This window comes from Polyangiaceae bacterium, from assembly GCA_020633235.1.
GTDB lineage: Bacteria > Myxococcota_A > Polyangia > Polyangiales > Polyangiaceae > JACKEA01.
On record JACKEA010000007.1, the window covers coordinates 225,563 to 245,480 of the forward strand.

General features: G+C 65.6%; 15 protein-coding genes and 1 tRNA gene. 9 read left to right on the plus strand and 7 right to left on the minus strand.

The features are described 5' to 3' along the window. Window positions 1-148: 148 nt before the first annotated feature. Window positions 149-529: a hypothetical protein gene (locus H6717_34250; GenBank protein ID MCB9582148.1), complete on the minus strand. Its 381-nt coding sequence runs from the start codon at window positions 527-529 to the stop codon at window positions 149-151. Window positions 530-863: 334 nt separating this feature from the next. On the opposite strand from H6717_34250, the gene H6717_34255 reads away from it, so the two are divergent. The 3 genes from H6717_34255 (at window position 864) to H6717_34265 (ending at window position 3,057) form a co-directional block, all read left to right on the plus strand. After that, window positions 864-1,829 (plus strand): hypothetical protein, encoded by a 966-nt coding sequence (locus H6717_34255; GenBank protein ID MCB9582149.1) that lies wholly within the window; start codon window positions 864-866, stop codon window positions 1,827-1,829. After that, the gene (locus H6717_34260; protein ID MCB9582150.1) at window positions 1,826-2,266 is read left to right on the plus strand and encodes a hypothetical protein; all 441 of its coding nucleotides are present in this window, start codon (window positions 1,826-1,828) and stop codon (window positions 2,264-2,266) included. Before H6717_34255 ends, H6717_34260 begins: the two co-directional genes overlap by 4 nt. Before the next feature lie 245 nt (window positions 2,267-2,511). Beyond that, window positions 2,512-3,057, plus strand: coding sequence for a hypothetical protein (locus H6717_34265; GenBank protein ID MCB9582151.1), 546 nt, complete (start codon window positions 2,512-2,514; stop codon window positions 3,055-3,057). A gap of 458 nt (window positions 3,058-3,515) precedes the next feature. Here the strand turns inward: H6717_34265 and H6717_34270 are convergent, their stop codons facing one another. The 4 genes from H6717_34270 to H6717_34285 form a co-directional block, all read right to left on the minus strand. Beyond that, window positions 3,516-4,430, minus strand: a complete 915-nt coding sequence (locus H6717_34270) for a hypothetical protein (GenBank protein ID MCB9582152.1) — start codon at window positions 4,428-4,430, stop codon at window positions 3,516-3,518. A gap of 392 nt (window positions 4,431-4,822) precedes the next feature. Continuing rightward, entirely contained in the window at window positions 4,823-8,032 is a 3,210-nt protein-coding gene (locus H6717_34275) for a hypothetical protein (protein MCB9582153.1), read from the minus strand. An 846-nt stretch (window positions 8,033-8,878) separates the two neighbouring features. After that, window positions 8,879-8,965 (minus strand) — tRNA-Ser (locus tag H6717_34280). Window positions 8,966-9,170: 205 nt separating this feature from the next. Further along, window positions 9,171-10,490, minus strand: a complete 1,320-nt coding sequence (locus tag H6717_34285) for a hypothetical protein (GenBank protein ID MCB9582154.1) — start codon at window positions 10,488-10,490, stop codon at window positions 9,171-9,173. Window positions 10,491-11,259: 769 nt separating this feature from the next. On the opposite strand from H6717_34285, the gene H6717_34290 reads away from it, so the two are divergent. Beyond that, window positions 11,260-11,679 carry a DoxX family protein gene (locus H6717_34290; protein MCB9582155.1) on the plus strand — a complete coding sequence of 140 codons (420 nt, stop codon included), beginning with the start codon at window positions 11,260-11,262 and terminating at the stop codon, window positions 11,677-11,679. A 392-nt stretch (window positions 11,680-12,071) separates the two neighbouring features. On the opposite strand, the gene H6717_34295 is transcribed toward H6717_34290, so the two are convergent. Next, on the minus strand, window positions 12,072-12,485 hold the full coding sequence (locus H6717_34295) for a hypothetical protein (GenBank protein ID MCB9582156.1): 414 nt from the start codon (window positions 12,483-12,485) through the stop codon (window positions 12,072-12,074). 130 nt (window positions 12,486-12,615) lie between these two features. Between H6717_34295 and H6717_34300 the strand changes: the two genes are divergently transcribed. Together H6717_34300 and H6717_34305 are read left to right on the plus strand one after the other, a co-directional pair. Then, complete coding sequence (locus tag H6717_34300; GenBank protein ID MCB9582157.1) at window positions 12,616-14,256, plus strand: DUF1592 domain-containing protein; 1,641 nt, start codon at window positions 12,616-12,618, stop codon at window positions 14,254-14,256. Further along, a complete protein-coding gene (locus H6717_34305) occupies window positions 14,253-15,734 on the plus strand; it encodes a DUF1552 domain-containing protein (protein ID MCB9582158.1) in 1,482 nt (493 codons plus the stop codon). The genes H6717_34300 and H6717_34305 overlap by 4 nt, the downstream gene beginning before the upstream one ends. Before the next feature lie 10 nt (window positions 15,735-15,744). Here the strand turns inward: H6717_34305 and H6717_34310 are convergent, their stop codons facing one another. Continuing rightward, a complete protein-coding gene (locus H6717_34310; protein MCB9582159.1) occupies window positions 15,745-16,269 on the minus strand; it encodes a hypothetical protein in 525 nt (174 codons plus the stop codon). 1,451 nt (window positions 16,270-17,720) lie between these two features. On the opposite strand from H6717_34310, the gene H6717_34315 reads away from it, so the two are divergent. From H6717_34315 to H6717_34325, 3 genes are all read left to right on the plus strand, one after another. Next, on the plus strand, window positions 17,721-18,752 hold the full coding sequence (locus H6717_34315; protein ID MCB9582160.1) for a hypothetical protein: 1,032 nt from the start codon (window positions 17,721-17,723) through the stop codon (window positions 18,750-18,752). A gap of 76 nt (window positions 18,753-18,828) precedes the next feature. Continuing rightward, complete coding sequence (locus H6717_34320) at window positions 18,829-19,071, plus strand: DNA-directed RNA polymerase subunit omega (GenBank protein ID MCB9582161.1); 243 nt, start codon at window positions 18,829-18,831, stop codon at window positions 19,069-19,071. After that, complete coding sequence (locus tag H6717_34325) at window positions 19,068-19,916, plus strand: class I SAM-dependent methyltransferase (protein ID MCB9582162.1); 849 nt, start codon at window positions 19,068-19,070, stop codon at window positions 19,914-19,916. The genes H6717_34320 and H6717_34325 overlap by 4 nt, the downstream gene beginning before the upstream one ends. Window positions 19,917-19,918 lie beyond the last annotated feature (2 nt).

Genomic DNA, 19,918 nt, shown 5'->3' on the forward strand with positions numbered 1-19,918 from the left:
GCCACGCATTCACCCATGCCACGGTCACCCTCTCCCCATTCACCACCCCACTGCCGCCCTCTCTGCATTCACCACGCCACTGCCGCGCTCTCTACATTTGAATGTCGGCCCGCCGCGGAAACGCCGCGGGGCGCGCACGGAAATCTCGTCAAGCGCGGGACAGCCTCTTCTTCGCCCACGCCACGGCCGCGTCGAGATCACTCGTCGTCATCGTCTCGAACGGCGGCGGCGCGAGCCAATAGACGGCCGTCATCATGCCGCGAATGATCGGCGACGCCACGACGTGGCACACACCCGCAACCTGATCTCCGAGCTCGGCAAAGGCGCTTTGTAGCTCGCTCGCCACGAGCTTGCGCAACTTGGCGTCGGGCACACCGCTCTCGGTGAGATCGAGGACGAAAGCGGCGCGCTGGCCACGCACGATTTCCCGCATCTCGTCGATATGCTGCCGCACTTCTTGCGGTTCTATCTCGACGGGCCAGCGGATGACGAACACGGGTGCCCGACTTCCGTCGATGGTCGGCTTCATCCCTCCGAAGATACGCGAATCGCGCCCGCGCCCACAGCCTGGCGGGACGGGCATCGCGGCGGACCAACAGAAGATGCAGAACGGCAGTGCCCAACGCTGGAACTTCGCAATGACCAGGGTGTCCGGCCCTCATGCGCCGCGCCCTGCTGCTCTCGATCCTCCTCGCGGTGGTCGCGACCTAAAGAAGCGCAGGACCGCGCGAAGACCGAGCTGCTCCGGCGTTCCACCCTGCTCGCGAAGATCCGCCAACACCTCGCCCCGGAGTGAGCGCGCTGCGCGAGGCTTCTCGCCGTGTCATACTCGCGTCGGGGCGGGGGTGATCGGGGCTGGGACCATGACGACACCGAAGCGACAATTTCTGACGATGGCCATGCTGCTCTGCGCAGCGGCCTGCGGAGGTCAGGCGCGCCACGAGACCGCGTCGCGGGATCTGTGTGAAGGGCGCGCGGGAGTCATCGCGCTGGCCGACGGCGTCGACGGCAATGCGCTCTTTGCGACGCCCGCTGCTCTGTTCACGGAAACAGCCGATGCACTCGTGCACTACGATGGAACCGGCGCCCCCGAAGCGATCTCCCACTTGCCCGCAGGGAGCACTATTGGCGCCGTCGCCCGCGGAGATGCCGGCGTGTTCTTGTGGGAGATCGCATCACGAACGCTCCGCGTTCAGGGCGACCCCACGCCACTCGTCGAAGGCGTACGCAGAGCGTGGGCATTCGAGCACGCCCTTCTGCTCGACACCGACGCCAACGTGATCTTTCGCGTGCCGTTGGACACCGGCATCGCCGCGCCGCTCGCCAAGGTCCCGGGACCGATCTGGAGCATCGCCGCAAACGAGACGCAGCTCGTCTACTCCCGGGGCAAGGAAGCCGAGGTCTGGCGCGTCGATCTCGCCACGGGAGAAACGCAGCCCATACCCATCGCCGATGGCGTCGGACCCATCGCTGTCGCCCTCCGCGGAGACGACCTCGTCGTGGCGTGCCCTGGTCTCGGCGTGGTTCAGGTGTCGTCTTCCGGAACGACGCCCCTCGCCCCCTTGAACCCCCTCGAAGAGGTTCGGGACCTGCGCGCGACGAAGAGCGCGGTCTACGTCACGGCAAGAGCCAACACCGCCGCACGCACACTCCGGATCAGTGACCACGTCAGCGAGCTGTGGTCGGCCGGCCCGGAAAGCGACGTCTACCCGCTGTTCGCCTTCGAGCAAGGCGCCGCCTGGATCGGCCGCTCGGATCCGAACGCCTGCCAAACGTGTGCGGACATCCCGGATCTGACGCCCACGCTCTACCTCAGCTGCGAGGAATGACGGAGGCCGCGCGCATCCCGCTGTTCGCGGGCGTGCTGGCGCTGCTCGCCGTCGGCACGGCATGTGGCGGAAGCTCGACGACCGACGCGCGACCCTTGTCCGACGCTGGAAGCGACATCGGTGTTCACCCTACCGGCGATGCGTCCGACGTTTCGACCGAAGGCGCGACGCAGAACCCATGCGACGTCAGCACCCCAGAGCAAGCATGTCAGATTCCGGAGTGCCGCCCGCGGCTCTTGGCTGACTACTTCAAGAGCGTGAACGGGTCGTGTGGCTACTTCCTGCCGGACGACTTGCCGGTGTGCTCCGCCGGTAGCTACTGCCCAGCTGGCACGGAATGCACGAGCTTCGACACGACGTTGTGCATTCCCGATGCGGGACCCTATGGCTGCGCCACTCACTCCAAAGAAGACATCTGTTGGCCGCTTCTCGACTGAGTCCGGGTTGATCGCGATCACTGAGCAAGACCCCCAACGCGGGTGCGAGGCCGAGCGGAACGCACGGAACCGGCGCGAGATGCCGCATCGCAAGCCCACCGTCAGCGCACGTCGGCAGCGATCCCGGCCATGTAATGCTCTTCGCGGATTGCGCTGCAAATAACAGATGGCCTAGCCTGGGAAGTCTGGCTTGCCCAGACCCAATGGGCGGTGCGTTGCTGCCCACTCCATGAGGGGAGTCGGGAATGAATCGAGAGAAGCTATTTGCGGTTTTGAAGGCTTATAGCGAGGCCGTGGCGGTTGCGGCGCCGAGCCTCCATCCCAACATGCCCAACCGAGTTCGGGCCTGGGCGCTGGAGACGGAAGCCCAGCTCGCGCAGGAGCTCGAAGACTATCTACAGGAGGCTTCGGCCGAGTCGTGCCCCGTCCGCCTGTTCTTCAAGTTCGGCACCGAGCTCATCTACGGCGGCTGCAACCTTCAGTTCGCGCGCGACGCGGGTCTTCCCAGCGCGGAGGCGATCGTCGGAAAGGACGACTACGATCCGCAGATTGCGTGGGTCTCGCAGGCCGGCAAATACCGCCGTGACGATCGTGACGTGATGGACAGCGGCCAGCCGAAGCTCGGCATCATCGAACGCCAATCTTCAGCTTCCGGGGTCATCTGGCTGGATACCAGCAAAGTCCCCATCCAAGTCGACGATCACACGATTGGCGTGTTCGGCACCTACGAGGTCATCGACGGCAAGACCGCCGCGCACCGCAAGAGCCAACGCCGCCAGCACGGCGACTAGACTGAGCGCGGACCCGATCTCGTATCGGTCGGATCAGCGCCGTGGCGCGACGCGCTTAGCGGAGGAGAAGGGATTCGATGCGGCAGCTAACACTCCCGCTCCCTTCCGCCCTGCACGATCTAGAAACGCTCTGATCCGCTGCCAACACCAAGCGCGGCTATTTCATCCGAAGGCCGCTTCACGCCCGACGACGACCGGCCCCGGCGTGCCGGCTTCTCCGCACCGCGCGTGCTCGCGCTCGTCGTTGCCGCAAACGCCCGCACCGCCTCCTGCGCGCTGGCGCGGATCGCCGCAAGCTGCTCCGCAATCATCTGTTCGATACGCTGGCCCAGATGACCACAAGGACGCCTGCATCGATTGGCGCAATCCTGCCCGCGTGCGCGCACCTTGCTTCAATCGCTGTGTGCAACGGGACTGCAAGTAGGACATCCGAGACGCTGCTTGCAGAGAAGCGGCGTCTACGGTTCACACTTCCACGGTAGCCCCGGATCCTCCAAGTCGAGCTCCGCAAGGCGCTTCTGCGTGGCGGGGTTGTCGAACCAGATCCCGACCAGCTTGCTGCCGTACATCGCCTTGAATCCAGCAAACGCTGGAACAGTCTTCACTTGACCCGGCGGGTCCGGAGTCAGCCGACACTTCTTGCCTGTAGCGAGCTCCAGTCGCACGAGGTTCGTAGAGCTTGCGTACAAATCCTGGCCGGTGGGTGGGTTCACATCTGGCTCGGGCGGCTCGTTCCAGACCGCGTACTTGCTCCCAATGGCGGGAAAGGTCTTGCCTCGGGGTTGGTCCGGCGAATCAAACGTGAGGCGTGTGGTCGTGTTCCCCACCAGATCTCGCATGTAGATCTCACCACCGGTGCGCTTGAAGTACGCGGTTGAGCCGGGACCCGGAGGATCGCGATAGTCCACCCAAATCAAGCGCTGTGCGTCCGGCGAGCAGTAGCCGTCGAGCTGCAGCGCGCCGCCGAAGTCGACCGGCGTCACATCACCCGTCTCTTGATCGATGCGGAAGTTCTGACCACTGTCGAAGTCCGAGCAGATGACGGCGTTCTCCGTGGTGCACAGCCCGTGGCAGACCATCTGAGGCGCCAACTCCTTCACAGCACCGGTCTCGAGGTTTCGAGTCATGAGACCCGTCCCGTCCAACCACCAGAAGGCGTGGGTCTTGTTCAACGCCGTTTGGTAGACAGCATTGTCGCCAACCGTCGCCGGAGTGTACTCGAACACGGTCTTCGTCTCGCCGGTGGTGACGCTCATCACCTCCACGCTGCCTTTGCCAATACCCAGCGACCGGACGTAGGAGACGTAGCCGTCGTGGACGTACGCGAACAGCGCGGACTCCTTGTCGCCGAGGTCCGGTGGACCCAGCACCATCGTGTCAGTCCCGTCGAGCGGCGAGTACACTATCCCGTTCGCTAGCGGTGTTGCTGCGCTCCCGGTCCACGCAACAACTGCGCCGGGGTCGTATCCGAACGCGTAGATGGTTCCGAACACGATAGGAACGTTCAGCACCATCCGGCATCCGATGCCACAGAATGGCTGGTCCTCCTTGCCGATGGTCGGCCACTGCTTCGGTGTCGTCTGGTGCCAGACCGGGTCCCATTCGGGGCCAGCTTCCGCCGTCTGCTGGTCCACCGCAGGGGCGTCCGAGCTTCCGCCGTCCTCTGGGGTGGCGGCCGAAGGCTCGGCCGAACACCCCACGACTATGCCTGCAACTCCTCCTCCAAACAGAAGGGCCGCAGCCAGTAGGTTCATTGCCTTTGCCATCATCGCCCCACCGGGTTCCAACCGTTGGAACCACGCTCGTGTCCGACAAGCTTCTCGGGAGCACTGTCAGTCACTACCCATTTGATAGCATCGTCCCCGAATGCCGGCACTTCCAGTGTCGTTGTGGCGGGATCGAAGCGACTGGCTTCGGATGTGTCGGACCAAAGCTGGCTCGCTCGCCCCGTGCTGGATCCCAGGTTGATCTTCCAGATGTCGTCGTGACGTCGGCCTCGTTCGTCGGTGCCACCATAGAGAAGAAGCGTCTGCCCGTTGGGCCGAACTCCGACTCGGGCATCCCGTCGCAAGGGGAGGCCAGTGACCACCTGCGAGCTCCCAGCTCCAAACAGGTCAATCGCCCATCCGTCACTTTGGAGCTGGCGCTCGTACTCTCCGCCGAGGACATAGAACGCGCTACCGACGACACTCAATGCTGCGCCTGCGCGTCGCGCGACGGCTGCAGGAGGCGTCACCGACTGCCACAGGCCGGTCTCGGCATCGAGCGTTACCAGTGTCCCGTTGGCACCATCGAAGATCGCAGCCGTTCTCCCCATTGAATCGGCAACAATTTGGGCGGACGCCGACACCGTGGAATCCACGATGCCCTCTTCGAGGATCTCATACTCCACGTTCGTGGCGGTCACGCCGCTGGCACGTAGCTTCGCCCAGCGAGTCGGAGTCGCATCCGTTTCGACGAAGAGCAGATCCGGCTCTTCCGGAGTGATGGCGGCCTGCACTGCAGTCATGGCCATCAACCCTCGTGCACTTGCCACCCACGACCTCGACGACGCTCTGCCGAGGGTCAGTCCCGCCAGGTTCTTGGAAAGGGGCCGTGCCAAGAAACGGTTCGCGAACGCGCGGCCGTTCTGTAGCAGCGCGCGGGGCTGGACGATCCACCAGTGAACGCTGGCGGGATCCGGATCGGGGCCGCAACCAAACAGGCAGTACTTCTCCAGCCACTGTCCGAGCGTTAGCGAGCTGGGGTCTTCGCACTGCACTCCTGGGTACCACTGCGAGTGGATCGTGCTCAGCCGAACCTGGTCCTTGCTCACGCCGAAGCGCATGCGCTTGCTCTGGGGACCGTTCAGGTTCAGCAATGCTTGCCCCTCCGTCTGATACTCCGGGTCGGGGAAGAAGGCGCCAGACTGCTGTGGGTTCCCGGGCGCATAGGGAATGTCGACCAAGGACATGCTCACGTAGTCATATGCCGCCTTGGTGTAGGCCTCCGTCCACTGACCCGCCGGTACGTCGATGAAGTCACCCGGTGCGAAGTGCTTGACCTGCGAGCTCTCCGGATACTGGGCGCGTTCGGTTTGCCAATTCCAAGTCCAATCCGAATTGATCCAATCGAACACTGGAACCGAGAGCTGAACCGGTTGTGTCCACGTATTCGCGTCGAGCGTGCCTCCCTCGCGGAAGACGGGTCGATAACCGTGTCCATCGTAGACGGTTGGGTCGGCAACAGTAACGTTTACCTTGTAGCAATCGCTATCGCTCTGGAGGTAGCACGCTTGCGTCGAGAGCACGTCTCCACCCGTCGACGTACGGCATGCACAGCGGTACATCTGCGTCGGCTGCGCGGGCGCGTTGAGGGCCGCGCCGTTCTCGCTGACACCACGCCAAACGGCCGTTCTCCCTTTGAGCGCTGGCCCGGAACCAGAGAGGTACCAGCCCGCACTCGCGCACTTGTTCGGTCCGGTGTACTTCGCTTTCCACTCGATTGCGGGTACCGGATAGGGATCGCAAACATCGGACCGCAACAGCTTGCCCATGTCGTGGTGCCAGCTGGCGACGGGACTCCAGTTCCGGTCTTCACCCCAACGGTTCGCGTTCAAGACGGGGCTGCCACCCGGAACCGTTGGACACATGTCCTCGCCATCCGGTGAGCCATCCTGATCGGAGTCCAGGAAACCGCCGCGTGGAAAGCCGTACGCCCACCACTGCTCGTATCGCGTCCAGGGATGCGAACCTGAGCCGAGAAGTGGAGGTGCGGTTGGGTAGTTGGCACTTCCGCCGGCGACGAATGTGGACTTGAACTGCGGGTCGGGATCGCAAGCATCGTGGATGCCGTCACCGTCCGCATCCACCCACGCGCCCTGCTGCAAGTTCGGACAGGGATCCTGGGCTTCGATCGCAGTGACATTGCCATCCCGTACGATGTAAGCGCTCATCTCCGGGAGCCCGTCGCCATCGACATCAGCGTCCCCGGACCAGTTGTGCTTTGGCCACACGAAGCTCGTTTCTGAACACGGGCCTTCCAAACCGCCGCAGAACTTCCGGTTTGCAGCTATTCGTTCACCGCCGTATCCAAGGTCGTCGAGCGAGTTTGGATGGAGCTTGGTGGCAACTCGCCACAAGGCGGAGTTGGACGGAAACCGAGCGGCATCGCACGCGTTCAGCCAAGTCTTTCCATCCGCCGCCAAGGGTGCCGTCGCACCGTGCATCACCTGACCCAATGGCTGCGGCTCCGGATCGAACAGGGGTACGTGGTGGAGCACGGTCGGCTGGATCCAGGCACCATCGCCCAACGAGCTGTCATAGTGCTGAGCGCCTGCGCCACCTTTGCACGTGTCCCAACCGGCGTAGGGCTGTGGAGACATGTGGTGCTTGCCCGCCGACACATACGAAACGACGTGCGTGCCGCTCACCTCATCGGGGGGATGACCGTCGACGCTCTCCAACTCTGCTTGCCATCGATGGCTGCCCGGGTAGACATCTACCAACAGGTCCATCGAGTGGTTGTCGCCGTCGTGCGCGTCCTTTCCGCAAGGAAAGTGCCAGTCAACGAAACCGCCGTCCCGAGTGTACAAGAACTGGTACTGGATCTTCACGCGCGCATTCATTCCAGGGACAGGCTGGGAATTGACCAGCTGCATGCTGAAGAGGACCTGTGGTTCTCCGGATAGTCGGCTCTCCGGCGGCTCGAGCGCATCGAACTTCAACAATGGCGCCATGCACTTGGCGAGCTCGAGCTCCATGTCGTCATCGAGGCCGTTGCCGTCCTGGTCGTATGTGCACTTGAGCTCCTCAGGTAGAGCGGTAGAGAGCAACACCACGGCGCGATCAAATGAGCAGACTTGGCCTGCGCGTGCCTCTTTCGGCAGGAGCAGGAGTGCAGCCACTAGCAGCATGCCACCTGGCTGAATCAGCTTGAGCCAGTCTCTCGTCCGCCTGGGCAGCCGGGAGTGATGTGTCGTGCGTTTGTTGTTCATGGATTGCCTCCCCTGGCTGTTTGCGGTGTCTCCGCGAGACGGCGTGCCGCCCTTCGGAGCGCGGTTGTCGCTGGATAGGTGCGCCGTCAGCACGCGTGGTTGAGTCATGTGACGAGTCTCCTTGGTCGCTTGCGACCATCCGTGTCGCAGGCGAAGCGATTGGCAGTGGTCGGGGGCACCGACCTCCTGCCGCGAGAGCAAGTGATTCAGGGTGTCGACACCTGTTGGTCGCTGCCTGCTTTGGGGAGCTCCTTCTCGATCCACCTGATCTGGCGCAGGCACTCTCGCGCGATTTGATCGCGAGGGCTGCGAGCTGACCGCTTCCCGCGCGCACCCGAACCTCCTCCCAAGTGACACCTTCCCGCACGAGTGAGGCTTGGAGCTTCAGCAGGGCTCTTGGAGTCACGATGACCGCCTCTTGGCCTTGCGGGCTGCCCGCCCATCCGACGATGTCCAGGATCGGATGGACGTCGATGCGATGCTGGAGATCCGCTCTGAATCCGTTTCGAGGGAGGCCATGGCGGAGCAGTTGCCCCGCTGGTCCTCGCGCCGAACGCGAAGCCTCCATCTCCCCGTGGTGATGCGTTCGAGATCGAGCAAGGTGCGCGCATGGCCGTTGCTCGGCGCCTCGCGCGCCTGGTTGCTAAGAGAGTACTGAGCTACCTGCTCAACGGTCTCCCCGTGGCGGCCTGCCGATCTTGGTCGAGCGATCCTTGGGCGCCGTCGTGAGCTCCGCCAGCGCCACACCAAGTTCCGATGCGATCTTCACCACGGACCGCACGGCGAGGTTCTCAGCGCCGGACTCGACGGATTGGTTGGATCTGCGCCGCGTCGCGACGCTCTTTGCGGAGGAGAAGGGATTCGAACCCCTGGTACCGTTACCGGTACGGCGGTTTTCAAAACCGCTGCCTTCGACCACTCGGCCACTCCTCCGGGAGCGAGCTCCGGCCGCTGTTTTTCGCCGTTCCGGGGGTTTCGTCAAGCGCGAAGCCGTCAGTGTTTGCAGTTCCCGTACTTCTTCCCGGGCTTCAGGATGCACGCGTACCCCGGCTTGCACTGGTTGTTGTGCGTGCAGTAGTCGCCATTCTTGCCGTGCCCGTCGTTCGGGATGCACTTGTGCGGGTTACCGGGGACGGCATCACAGCGGCCGGAGGTGCAGCCCGCGTTGGACGCGCAGTACTCGCCCAAGCCCCTGGGCGCGCGGCACTGGTAGCCGCTGCAGTTCTTGTTCTTGCACTGATTGTTGTGCGTGCAGTAGTTCCCCACGTTGCCGTGGCCGTCGTTGGGAATGCACTTGTGCACCGCGCCGTCGCATCGCAGCTCGGCCCCGAAGAGCACGCTTGTCCGAGGCCCACATGCAGCCGTCGCCCACCTTCTTCTTGGCACCGCAGTGGGTGGCGCAGGGTGCGCCTTCTTTGGGGACGCAGCTCGCGTTCACCTTCACGCAAGAGCCGGACTTGCACTGGTTCGGATTGGTGCAGTAGTCGCCGTACTTCCCGGTGCCTCCCGGAGGGATGCACGTCTTGCTCGAGAAGCTGTACTTCGTGTCGCACACGCCAGAGAGACAATCCGCGTTGCCTCCGCAGGCGGCGCCCAGCTTCTCCTTGCTGGCCTTCTTGCAGTGGTTTTGCGTGCAGCTCTTGCTCTTGCAGTGGTTGTTGTGGCTGCAGTAGTCGCCCGTGTTTCCGGTGCCATCGTTGGGAATGCACTTCTGTCCGGCGCCGCCGTTGGCAAAGTCGCAGCGGTGGGACTGGCAGTTCGCGTTGGATGAGCACCAGCCAGCTAGCGGAACGTTCTTCGGTGTGCCGCCACACTTGAGGGCGACACAGCTCTTGTTGCCGCACTGGTTGTTGTTCGTACAGTAATTGCCAAGCTTGCCGGTTCCCGTTGCCGGAACGCACTTCCACTCCTGGGTGTCACAGGCGCCGGAGCTGCAGTTCCCGCCAACGTTGCAGTGCGCGCCCAGCCCTGCGAGCGCCACGCACTTGTGGTCGACGCAGTTCTTGCTCTTGCAGTGATTGTTGTGCGAGCACGCCTCTCCCAAGTTTCCCGTGCCATCGTTGGGAATGCACGCTTTGGTGCCCCAGCCCTCGCTGCTCCAGGTGCCGCAGCGGTTGGAGATGCACTCGTGGTTCTCCATGCAACCCTTGCCGTTGGGCAAAGGGGGCGCGCACTTGTACTGCTCGGTACACGTGCCCTTGCACTGCTCGCGTCCCTGGCAGTAGTCGCCGGTGTTCCCACTCTGATTCTTCGGCACGCAGCGGTGCTTGCGCCCGTATCCGTTGTCGCACGCGCCCGACTTGCAGTCCGCGTTGCCCTTGCACACGCTCCCGAGCGCGCGTTGTGCCGCACCGGAGCTCTCTCGCGGCGAAAACATCACGAACGCCAACCCAGCCACCAGCAGCGCTCGAACCACGCGCGCGCTCACCTTCCGAACCCCGGAAAAATCGCGAAACATGCGGACCTCCCCTGCACCAAGCAGCAGTTATTTCCAGGGTCCCGCCCGTCCACCCCCACGCCTAGTGCAAGAGTTTTTGCACCTGATCCCCATCGTCTTCACCCCCGTCTTCACCCCCGTCTTCGCCCCCGACTTCGCCCCCGACTTCGCCCCCGACTTCGCCCCCGTCTTCACCCCCGTCTTCGCCCCCGTCTTCACCATCGTCTTGCCACCCTCTTTCCCTCCCTCTTCACCATCGTCTTGCCACCCTCTTTCCCTCCCTCTTCACCATCGTCTTGCCTTCTTCCGCCCAAGCCCCGTCTTCTTTGGGTTGGTTCGCCGCGGTAACACCCCGCTCTCGGAAGGCGGAAGCAAGCAATGAACCGCGCACATCAACCTCGGAGCACGTCTCGGCCCACGTCTGCCTGACGTCAACTACTCGACGCACGTCTCGGCGCACGTCTCGGCGCACGTCTCGGCGCACGTCTCGGCGCACGTCTCGGCGCACGTCTCGGCCCTCGTCTCGGCGCACGTCTCGGCGCACGTCTCGGCCCTCGTCTAGGCGCCCACGTCTCGGCCCTCGTCTCGGCGCGCACATCTCGGCCCTCGTCTCCGCCCTGGTCTGCCTGACGTCAACTACCCGGCGCACATCTCGGCGCACGTCCCGGCGCGCACGTCTCGGCCCACGTCTCGCCTCGCTCTTCTGCGCCGCCCACGGACGTCCTGACACCATCGCGGCACCGAGTCCCGTTGACTGGACGCGCCTCGTGCCCAGCCCCATGTCCTTGGGATGTCGTGGCCCAAGACACTCGCAAAAACCTCGCCCCGCCAAGCGGATCTCGCGCTCCTGGTACTCCGCTTGTGGTTCGGAACCGTGCTCGCTCTGGGTCACGGCATGGGAAAGATCCTGAACCTGGGTGCGTTCATCGACAACGTTGCCAAACGAGTACCGCTCCCCGAGGTGCTCGGGCCCGCCGCCGCACTCAGCGAATTCGCAGGTGGGCTACTCTTGGCGCTCGGGCTGTTCACACGCCCCGCGGCCGCGATGATCGTCATCACCATGGGCGTTGCCGCCATTCACATCCACGCCGCGGACCCGTTCATGAAGAAGGAGTTCGCTCTCGCCTACGGCTTCGCTGCCCTCGCGGTGCTCATCGCCGGCCCCGGCCGCTACTCCCTGGACGCTCGGCTCTTCGGCGCCAAACGCTGACACGACATTGCGCTGCCCTCATCGCTGGCGCCGGCCACCACTCACGGGACGCCCGGCGGCTCGACATTACCTTACATATCAACCGATTTCCGCGCGCCCGAACCCCCCGAAATCTCGAATAGCCCGCCTCTCGCGGCGCCCCGACACTACTTTACATATCAACCGATTTCCGCGCGCCCGAACCCCCGCGAAATCTCGAATAGCCCGGCTCTCGCGGCGCCCGACACTACTTTACATATCAACCGATTTCCGCGCGCCCCACCCCCTCGAGATCGCCGGCGAGCTCCGTGCGTGCCAGCGACTTCCGAGCGCGTGCAGGCCGGAAATCACGAAGTCGCGCGCCCCATCTCCGTGAGCGTGGTTCCGCGGCGGACCGACATCCAGCGGAAAGATCAGTTGCCGCAGTCGCTCTCTACTTCGGTGCGCGCTTCGGACAGAGTCGATGTATCGCCGTCGTTCGGGTGGATGCGCATGCTGCGCTGCCGTCGGCCGCCCGCGGGCACCTTGAAGTTCTTGCCGTCGATCCGCTTCTTGCCGCCGGGCCACACCACCGAGTAGGCGTGGAAGCGACAGTCCTGGCCGGTCGGGTTGATGAACAGCATCTTCACGTGGCCGTCGGCGTCGTCCTTTCCCGGCGGCTCGATCTCGAGGATCTTCGCGTAGGGCGTCGTGGGCTCGGTGGGCTCGGCGGTTTCCGTCGCCGTCGTCGGCGTGGGCGGAGGTGCCGTCGGCTGCGGCGGAGGCGGCGGTGAGGCGGAGGCACACCCGACGACCAGCACGACGCTCGCGAAGCTCATCGTCTTCATCGCGGTCACGCTATCACGCGGGGGACGCCCGGCGTCGCGAGTGCGACCTCGGAGGTCGCAATGACGACGGTCAATCGCAGCAAATTGCCGGCTATCGCGTTGGCACGACGGTTGCTGAAGCAGAGCTGCCGTGCTGCGCCCCTTCGCCCTCCTCGCCCTGTGCTCCGCCGCTCTGCTCGGAGCGTGCGTCGGTGAGATCAGTACGCCGGGCAGCGGCGACGACGCTCCCGGCGGAGGCAGCACCGCGACGCAGAGCGCGCTGAACGAAGTGGGCGTCAGCGGCGCGCGGCGGCTCACCGCTGCGGAGTACGACGCCACGGTGATGGATCTGCTCGGCATCGCGGATCCCAACAGTGAGACGGCGCTGCCCGAAGATCTGCGCTCCCCCTTCGACAACGATTACCAGAAGCAGCTCGCGTCCGAGGCCCTCATCAATTCCGCGGACTCCCTCGCGGCCAAGCTCGCCGACCAGGTTACCGCCAGCACCACGCTGCGCGAGAAGCTCGTGCCCTGCACGCCCAACGCCGCGAGCGACGGCGTCTGCTTCGAGAAGTTTCTCCGTTCTTTTGGCCGCCGCGCCTTGCGCCGCCCGCTGACCGACGAAGACGTGACGCGCTTCATGACGCTGCTCGATCACGGCACCAGCGCCGGAGATTTCTGGGTCGCGGTGAACTCCGCCCTGCGCGCCTTCTTGCAGCACCCGGAGCTCTTGTACCGCATCGAGCTCGGCTCCGCGGTGTCCGGCAAGCCCGGGCTGTTTCGCCTGAACGACTTCGAGATCGCCACGCGCCTGTCGTACCTCTTGTGGGGCTCCACGCCGCCCGACTCCCTGCTCGACGCAGCGGCTTCCGGCAAGCTCTCGACGGCATCCGGCGTGCGCGCTGCGGCGAAAGACCTGCTCGATGACGATCGCGCCAAGGCCCGCGTCTCCCGCTTCCACTCCATGTGGCTCGGCTATGAAAAGCTGCCCCACTCGCCGGAGCTCTCGGCCGACATGCAGACCGAGACCAACGCCCTGCTCGATCGCGTGATCTTCGAGCACGACAGCCCTTGGCTCGATCTGCTGCGCAGCAAGGAAACGTTCCTGACGCCGAGCCTCGCGGAGCACTACGGCTTGCCCGCTCCCGCTGGCAACAAGCCCGGCTGGGTCAGCTACGGCAGCTCCGGGCGACAAGGGCTGCTCTCACAAGGTAGCTTCCTGTCTGCCGTTGCCAAGTTCGACGACACCAGCCCCACGCAGCGCGGGCTCCTGATCCGCACGCGGCTCTTCTGCATGGAGATCCACAAGCCGCCGCCGGAGCTGAAGGTGAACTCCGACGAGCCGCCGGCAGGTCCGGATCCTGACGCGTGCAAGGCCGATCGCTACGTGATGTGGAAGACGGACGGCTGCTCCAGCTGCCACTCGTTGATGGACCCCGTGGGCTTCGGCCTCGAGAACTACGACTCCTCGGGGCGCTATCGCGATCACGAGCCCGATCGCCCGGATTGCCCCATCGACGGCGAGGGCTTCGTGGAAGGTGTGGGCACGTTCAAGGGCCCTGCGGAGCTCAGCGATCGCCTGATCGAGACTGGCGAGCTCGAATCCTGCGTGGCCAAGCAGTACCTGCGCTTCTCCCTGGGGCGCTACGCTCTGGACGAGCACGACGCGAACCTGCTCTCGCGCCTGGTGGCGGTCGCCGAGCAGAGCGGCGAGCTGTCCTTCGAAACGTTGATGCTCGAGCTCACGGGCTCCGAGTCGTTCCGCTATCGCCGAGAGGAGCCCACACCGTGAGAAGGACCACCACCCGCCGCGCGGTGCTCCGCGGCCTGGGCGGCGTTTGCCTGGCGTTGCCGTTCCTCGAGCTGTTCCGCCCCCACCGGGCGGGCGCCGCCACGCCCGTCGCCCCCAAACGCTACGTCGTGATGTTTGGCGGCAGCTCCATCGGCATGGACAGCCGCGACATGGTCGCCCCCGCCAGCGAAGGCGCCCTCGACCCCGCGAACCTCACCCGCGGCCTGTTGCCTCTCGGCGACGAAGGCGTGACCGGCGACGTGTCCGTCGTCACCGGTCTCGAGATCCCGTACGGCAAGGACGGTTCGATCCCCGCCGGTGGTCGCGCCATCCAGTGGCACTCGAGCAGCATGTGCCCGCTGCTCAGCGGCGTGCGCTCCAAGAACGGCGACGACGAGAGCCTGCAGGGAGAAACCTCGGATTGGCTCGCCGCCAAGACGCTCGCGGGCCCCACCGCCGACACGCGCCCCGTGCTCAGCTACCGCGTGCAGCCGGCCTACTACCGCGGCACCAACGGCACCGGCGGCAACCGCGGCTTGATGTCCGCGCGCATCGCCAACGGCAAGCTCGAGAAGGTCACGCCGCAGTTCTCACCGCACATCGCCTTCGAAGATCTGTTCACCGGCTTCGTGCCGCCGGATCCCGAAGAAGCCAAGGCCGCACAGTTCCTCCTCAACCGCCGCATGAGCGTGATCGATCTGGTCAAGGGCGACACCGAGCGCCTGCTCCCCAAACTCGGCGCCGCCGACAAGGTCCGCCTGCAGCGCCACTTCGACGAGCTCCGTGCGCTGGAAAAACGCCTACAGGCCACCAAACTGCCGGACGGCACCGCCTGCAAGATGCTCCCGGATCCCGGCGACGATCCGCCTATCGGCAATGCCGTGGAGAACGGCGATACCTCCGGCTACGACGCCGGCGGTGCCTGGAGCGACGAAGAGCAGCGCGCCATCACCATGGTGGATCTGATCCACATGGCCTTCGTCTGCGATCTGTCTCGGGTCGCATCGCTGATGTTCACCTACGCGCAGTGCTTCCTCAACATGAAGCCCGTGTACGGCTACCCGAGTGATCTCCACGAGCTCGGCCACTACAGCATGGGCGGTGGCGACAAGGGCGCGAACGCCGTCGCCGACGGCGTCGCCTGGCACGTGCGTCACTTCGCCCGCCTCGTGAAAAAGCTCCGCGACACCGAAGACGTGGACGGCTCCACCCTGCTCGACAACACCGGCATGGTGCTCGTGTTCGAAGGCGGGTGGGGCTACGACCCGGAGCAAGACAAGCAAGGCACCGCGCACTCCTCCGAAAACATGGTCGTCCTCGCCGCCGGCCACGCCGGTGGCCTCAACGCCAAGGGCGGCGTCCACGTCCGTGCCCAGGGCCAGCACCCCGTGCGCGTCACCAACACCGTGCTCGGCGCCGTCGGCGTCCCAGATCAGCTCGGTGAGGTCTCCGGCACGATCGACGGCCTGATCAGCTAGCTGTCCGTTTTCATGTCGGTCCGCCGCGGAACCTCGCGCCCAGCTTCGCGATCTCGAGGCGCGATTCCACCATTCCAAGGGGTGTCGGTCCGCCGCAGAACCTCGCGCCCAGCTTCGCGATTTCGAGGCGATTCCGAGGGGGTGTCGGTCCGCCACGGAACCTCGCGCCCAGCTTCGCGATCTCGAGGCGCGATTCCACCATTCCAAGGGGTGTCGGTCCGCCACGGAACCTCGCGGCCAGCCGCGTGATTTCGAGGGCCGATTCCACGATTTCGAGGGCCGATTCCACGATTTCGAGGGCCGATTCCACGATTCCGAGGGCCGATTCCACGATTCCGAGGGCCGATTCCACGATTTCGAGGGGGTGAGGCGCGTGAAAATCGGTTGATATGTAAACTGTTTTCGCGTCGCGCGTCGCGCGTGGGGGCGTGAGAGGCGGGCGATTTTTCGACGGGGTGAGGGCGCGAAAGGCGGGGGTGTCGGTCCGCCACGGAACCCTCGCGGCCAGCCGCGTGATTTCGAGGGGCGATTCCACGATTTCGAGGGGGTGAGGCGCATGAAAATCGGTTGATATGTAAACTGTTTTCGCGTCGCGCGAGGGGGCGCGGCAGGCGGGCGCGGCAGGCGGGCGATTTCGCGTCGTGAGAGGGGCCGCGAAAGGCGGGGGTCCGCCGCGGAATCTCGCGGCCAGCCGCGTGATTTCGAGGGGCGATTCCACGATTTCGAGGGGGTGAGGCGGGCGGAAATCGGTTGATATGTAAACTGTTTTCGCGTCGCGCGAGGGGGCGTGAGAGGCGGCGTGAGAGGCGGCGTGAGAGGCGGCGTGAGAGGCGGCGTGAGAGGCGGCGTGAGAGGCGGGCGATTTTTCGACGGGGTGAGTGGGGGCGCGTCAGGCGGGTCCGCCGCGGAACCTCGCGGCCAGCAGCGTGATTTCGAGGGCCGATTCCACGATTCCAAGGGGTGTCGGTCCGCCGCGGAACCTCGCGCCCAGCCGCATGATTTCGAGGGCCGATCCCACGATTTCGAGGGGGTGAGGCGCGCGGAAATCGGTTGATATGTAAACTGCTTTCGCGTCGCGCGAGGGGGCGCGGCAGGCGGGCGCGGCAGGCGGGCGATTCCACGATTTCGAGGGTGAGGCGTGCGGAAATCGGTTGATATGTAAACTGCTTTCGCGTCGCGCGTGGGGGCGTGTAACAGGCCCGTCAACTTGTACAGCGCCTTGTGTGCCTCAGACTCCCCAACGAAAAACCTCCCACAGTAATCGAGCCCCGCCCGGAAGCGCGCTTCAGCCTGCGGAGACAGCCGCCCGGCTCCCCACTCGCGCTCGCTTCGTTCGATCATCGCGCGAAGCGTGACACGCACATCGCGCGAAGCGTGACGCGCATCGCGCGCGTGACGCACATCGCGCGATGCGTGACACGCGGTCTCAGGACGACGACGCGCGTCCGGCGACGACGACGCTTCCGGCCGACGCGCGCGCGCGACCTGCACGACGACGCGCTTCCGGCACGACGACGCGCTTCCGGCACGACGACGCGCTTCCGGCACGACGACGCGCTTCCGGCACGACGACGCGCTTCCGGCACGACGACGCGCTTCCGGCACGACGACGCGCTTCCGGCACGACGACGCGCTTCCGGCACGACGACGCGCTTCCGGCACGACGACGCGCTTCCGGCACGACGACGCGCTTCCGGCACGACGACGCGCTTCCGGCACGACGACGCGCTTCCGGCACGACGACGACGACGCGCTTCCGGCACGACGACGCGCTTCCGGCACGACGACGCGCTTCCGGCACGACGACGCGCTTCCGGCACGACGACGCGCTTCCGGCACGACGACGCGCTTCCGGCACGACGACGCGCTTCCGGCACGACGACGCGCTTCCGGCACGACGACGCGCGTCCGGGACGCGAGGTTCCGCGGCGGACCGACATTCTCATGCCCATGGTGTGGGGGCGAAAGTCGTGACACGCTGGCTCCGTGCCGACGGAGCCGCCCAAGAAGTGGTCCGCGCCTCGCATGGCGACGGTGGACTACGACCTGATCACGGCGGCGCGCCGCGTGATCGAGGGCGCCCTTTCGATGGTGCGCGGCGAGCGCGTCGTGATCATCAGTGACGGCGAGCGCAAGGAGCTGGCCCTGGCGCTGGTCGAAGCGGCGGCGTGGACGAACGCTGCGGCGGAGAGCTTCGATCTCGACAGCTTCGGCAAGCCGCCCCTCGCGGACCTGCCGAAGGCGATTGAAACCGCGCTCGGCAAAGCCCAAGCGAGCATCTACGTCGCTCGCGGTGGTAGCGACGAGGTCGCCCTGCGGCGCAAGATCGTCGAGACGGCTGCGGCCCACGGCCTGCGTCACGCCCACATGCTGGGACTCTCGGCCCGGACCATGGCCATGGGACTCGCGGTGGATCCGCATCGCATTGCCAACACCGCGCGGGCACTCCGGGCGCGTCTCAAGCCGGACTCCATCATTACCCTCGGGAGCGCCGCCGGCTCGGACCTCACGGTGCACGTCAGCCCCAAGCACCGTTGGGTGGAGAACAGCGGCATCATCCGCGCGGGGCGCTGGCTCAACTTGCCGGCGGGGGAGCTGATGACGGCACCGGGCTCGGTGAGCGGCACCTTCGTGGCCAACGCCTCCATCACCCAGGGCGGCGACAGCCAGCTGCTCGCGGACGCGCTCACCCTGCACATCGACGGTCAGCGCGTCACTCGCGTCACCTCCAAGAGCTCCTCCCTGCAGCGCAGCGTGGAGTCGTTCCTGCGCGGCGGCGCGAATCAGGATCGCGTGGGCATCGTGAGCTTCGGCACCAACGTGGGGCTCAGCGAGCCCACGGGCTCGCTCATCGTCGATCAAACGCTGCCCGGTCTACACCTCGCTCTGGGCATGACGTTGCCGGATCTCACCGGCGCCAGCTGGGACAGCGCGGGCCAGCTGGTGCTCACCGCCGCCGGGGCGGACATCGACATCGACGGCCAGGCGGCCATGCGGGCCGGTCGCTTTATCCTGTAATTTCCAGCATTTTCCCGAAGGTTGCGCGACGGGCGGCCATCCGCTAGCTTCACCGGCCCTGCTGGAAGGAGCCCCCTTGGCCCGCGTCACCGTCGAAGATTGCTTGGAGCAAGAAGAGAACCGTTTCGCCCTGGTCGTGCTGGCGTCCAATCGCACGCGCAACCTGATGAAGGGCGCACCGGCGCTGGTTCACGCGAAGAACAAGGCGGCCGTCGTCAGCTTGCGCGAGATCGCGACCGGCAAGGTCCACTTCCATCGCAACAGCGAGGAAGTGGTGCGCGAGTACATCGCCGAGCTCGCCGCCCTCGAACCGAACTGAGCAGCGTGGCTCGCCGGAGCGTCGCCCGCCCGTGGTCCATCCAGGATCTGGGCGAAGCCGGCGACGTCGGCGCCCTCGCGCACTACGCGGATCCCGCGTACTACGACAAGACCTACCGCGGCCGTAAGGACGACGTCGCCTACTACGTCGCTCTCGGCATCGCCTCCAAGGGCCCGGTGCTGGAGTACGGCGTGGGCTCCGGCCGCGTGGCGCTGCCCTTGGCCCGCTCCGGCATCCGCGTCACCGGCGTGGATCTGTCACGCCCCATGTTGCGCCAACTGGAGGCGCACCTGGACGAAGAAGCCACGGACGTCCGCCGCCGGGTGAAGCTCGTGCATGGCGACATGCGCACGCAGAAGATCCGCGGGCGCTTTCCGTTGGTCATCGCGCCCTTCAACGTGGTGCTGCACCTGTACGATCGAACGGACGTGGAAGCGTTCCTGAGCCGGGTGAAGGCGCAGCTCGCCCCCGGCGGCAGCCTGGTGTTCGACTTCTCCATGCCCCAGCCGGCGGACCTGTGCCTGGATCCGAACAAGCGCTACAAGGCGCCGCGCTTCCGCCACCCCACCCGCGGCCTGTGCCGCTACGCCGAGCGCTTCGAGTACGACCCGCTGCGACAGCTCTTGGTGGTGTGGATGGAGTTCACCCCGGAAGACGGCTCCCAGCCCTGGATGGTGCCACTCACTCACCGCCAGTTCTTCCCCCAGGAGATGCGGGAGCTGCTCCACTACGCCGGCTTCACCGACGTGCGCTTCACCCAGGACTTCAGCGATGATCCTCCAACGCCCCTGGCGGACTCGCTGGTGGCCCACTGCCGGCTTGCTCGAAGGCGCCGACGTACTTAGCT

Excerpts from the sequence above, each read along its gene's own strand:
- H6717_34250 (MCB9582148.1), bottom strand. The coding sequence starts at position 529 with ATGAAGCCGACCATCGACGGAAGTCGGGCACCCGTGTTCGTCATCCGC.
- H6717_34255 (MCB9582149.1), top strand. The coding sequence starts at position 864 with ATGACGACACCGAAGCGACAATTTCTGACGATGGCCATGCTGCTCTGC.
- H6717_34260 (MCB9582150.1), top strand. The coding sequence starts at position 1,826 with ATGACGGAGGCCGCGCGCATCCCGCTGTTCGCGGGCGTGCTGGCGCTG.
- H6717_34265 (MCB9582151.1), top strand. The coding sequence starts at position 2,512 with ATGAATCGAGAGAAGCTATTTGCGGTTTTGAAGGCTTATAGCGAGGCC.
- H6717_34270 (MCB9582152.1), bottom strand. The coding sequence starts at position 4,430 with ATGGTGCTGGGTCCACCGGACCTCGGCGACAAGGAGTCCGCGCTGTTC.
- H6717_34275 (MCB9582153.1), bottom strand. The coding sequence starts at position 8,032 with ATGAACAACAAACGCACGACACATCACTCCCGGCTGCCCAGGCGGACG.
- H6717_34285 (MCB9582154.1), bottom strand. The coding sequence starts at position 10,490 with ATGTTTCGCGATTTTTCCGGGGTTCGGAAGGTGAGCGCGCGCGTGGTT.
- H6717_34290 (MCB9582155.1), top strand. The coding sequence starts at position 11,260 with ATGTCGTGGCCCAAGACACTCGCAAAAACCTCGCCCCGCCAAGCGGAT.
- H6717_34295 (MCB9582156.1), bottom strand. The coding sequence starts at position 12,485 with ATGAAGACGATGAGCTTCGCGAGCGTCGTGCTGGTCGTCGGGTGTGCC.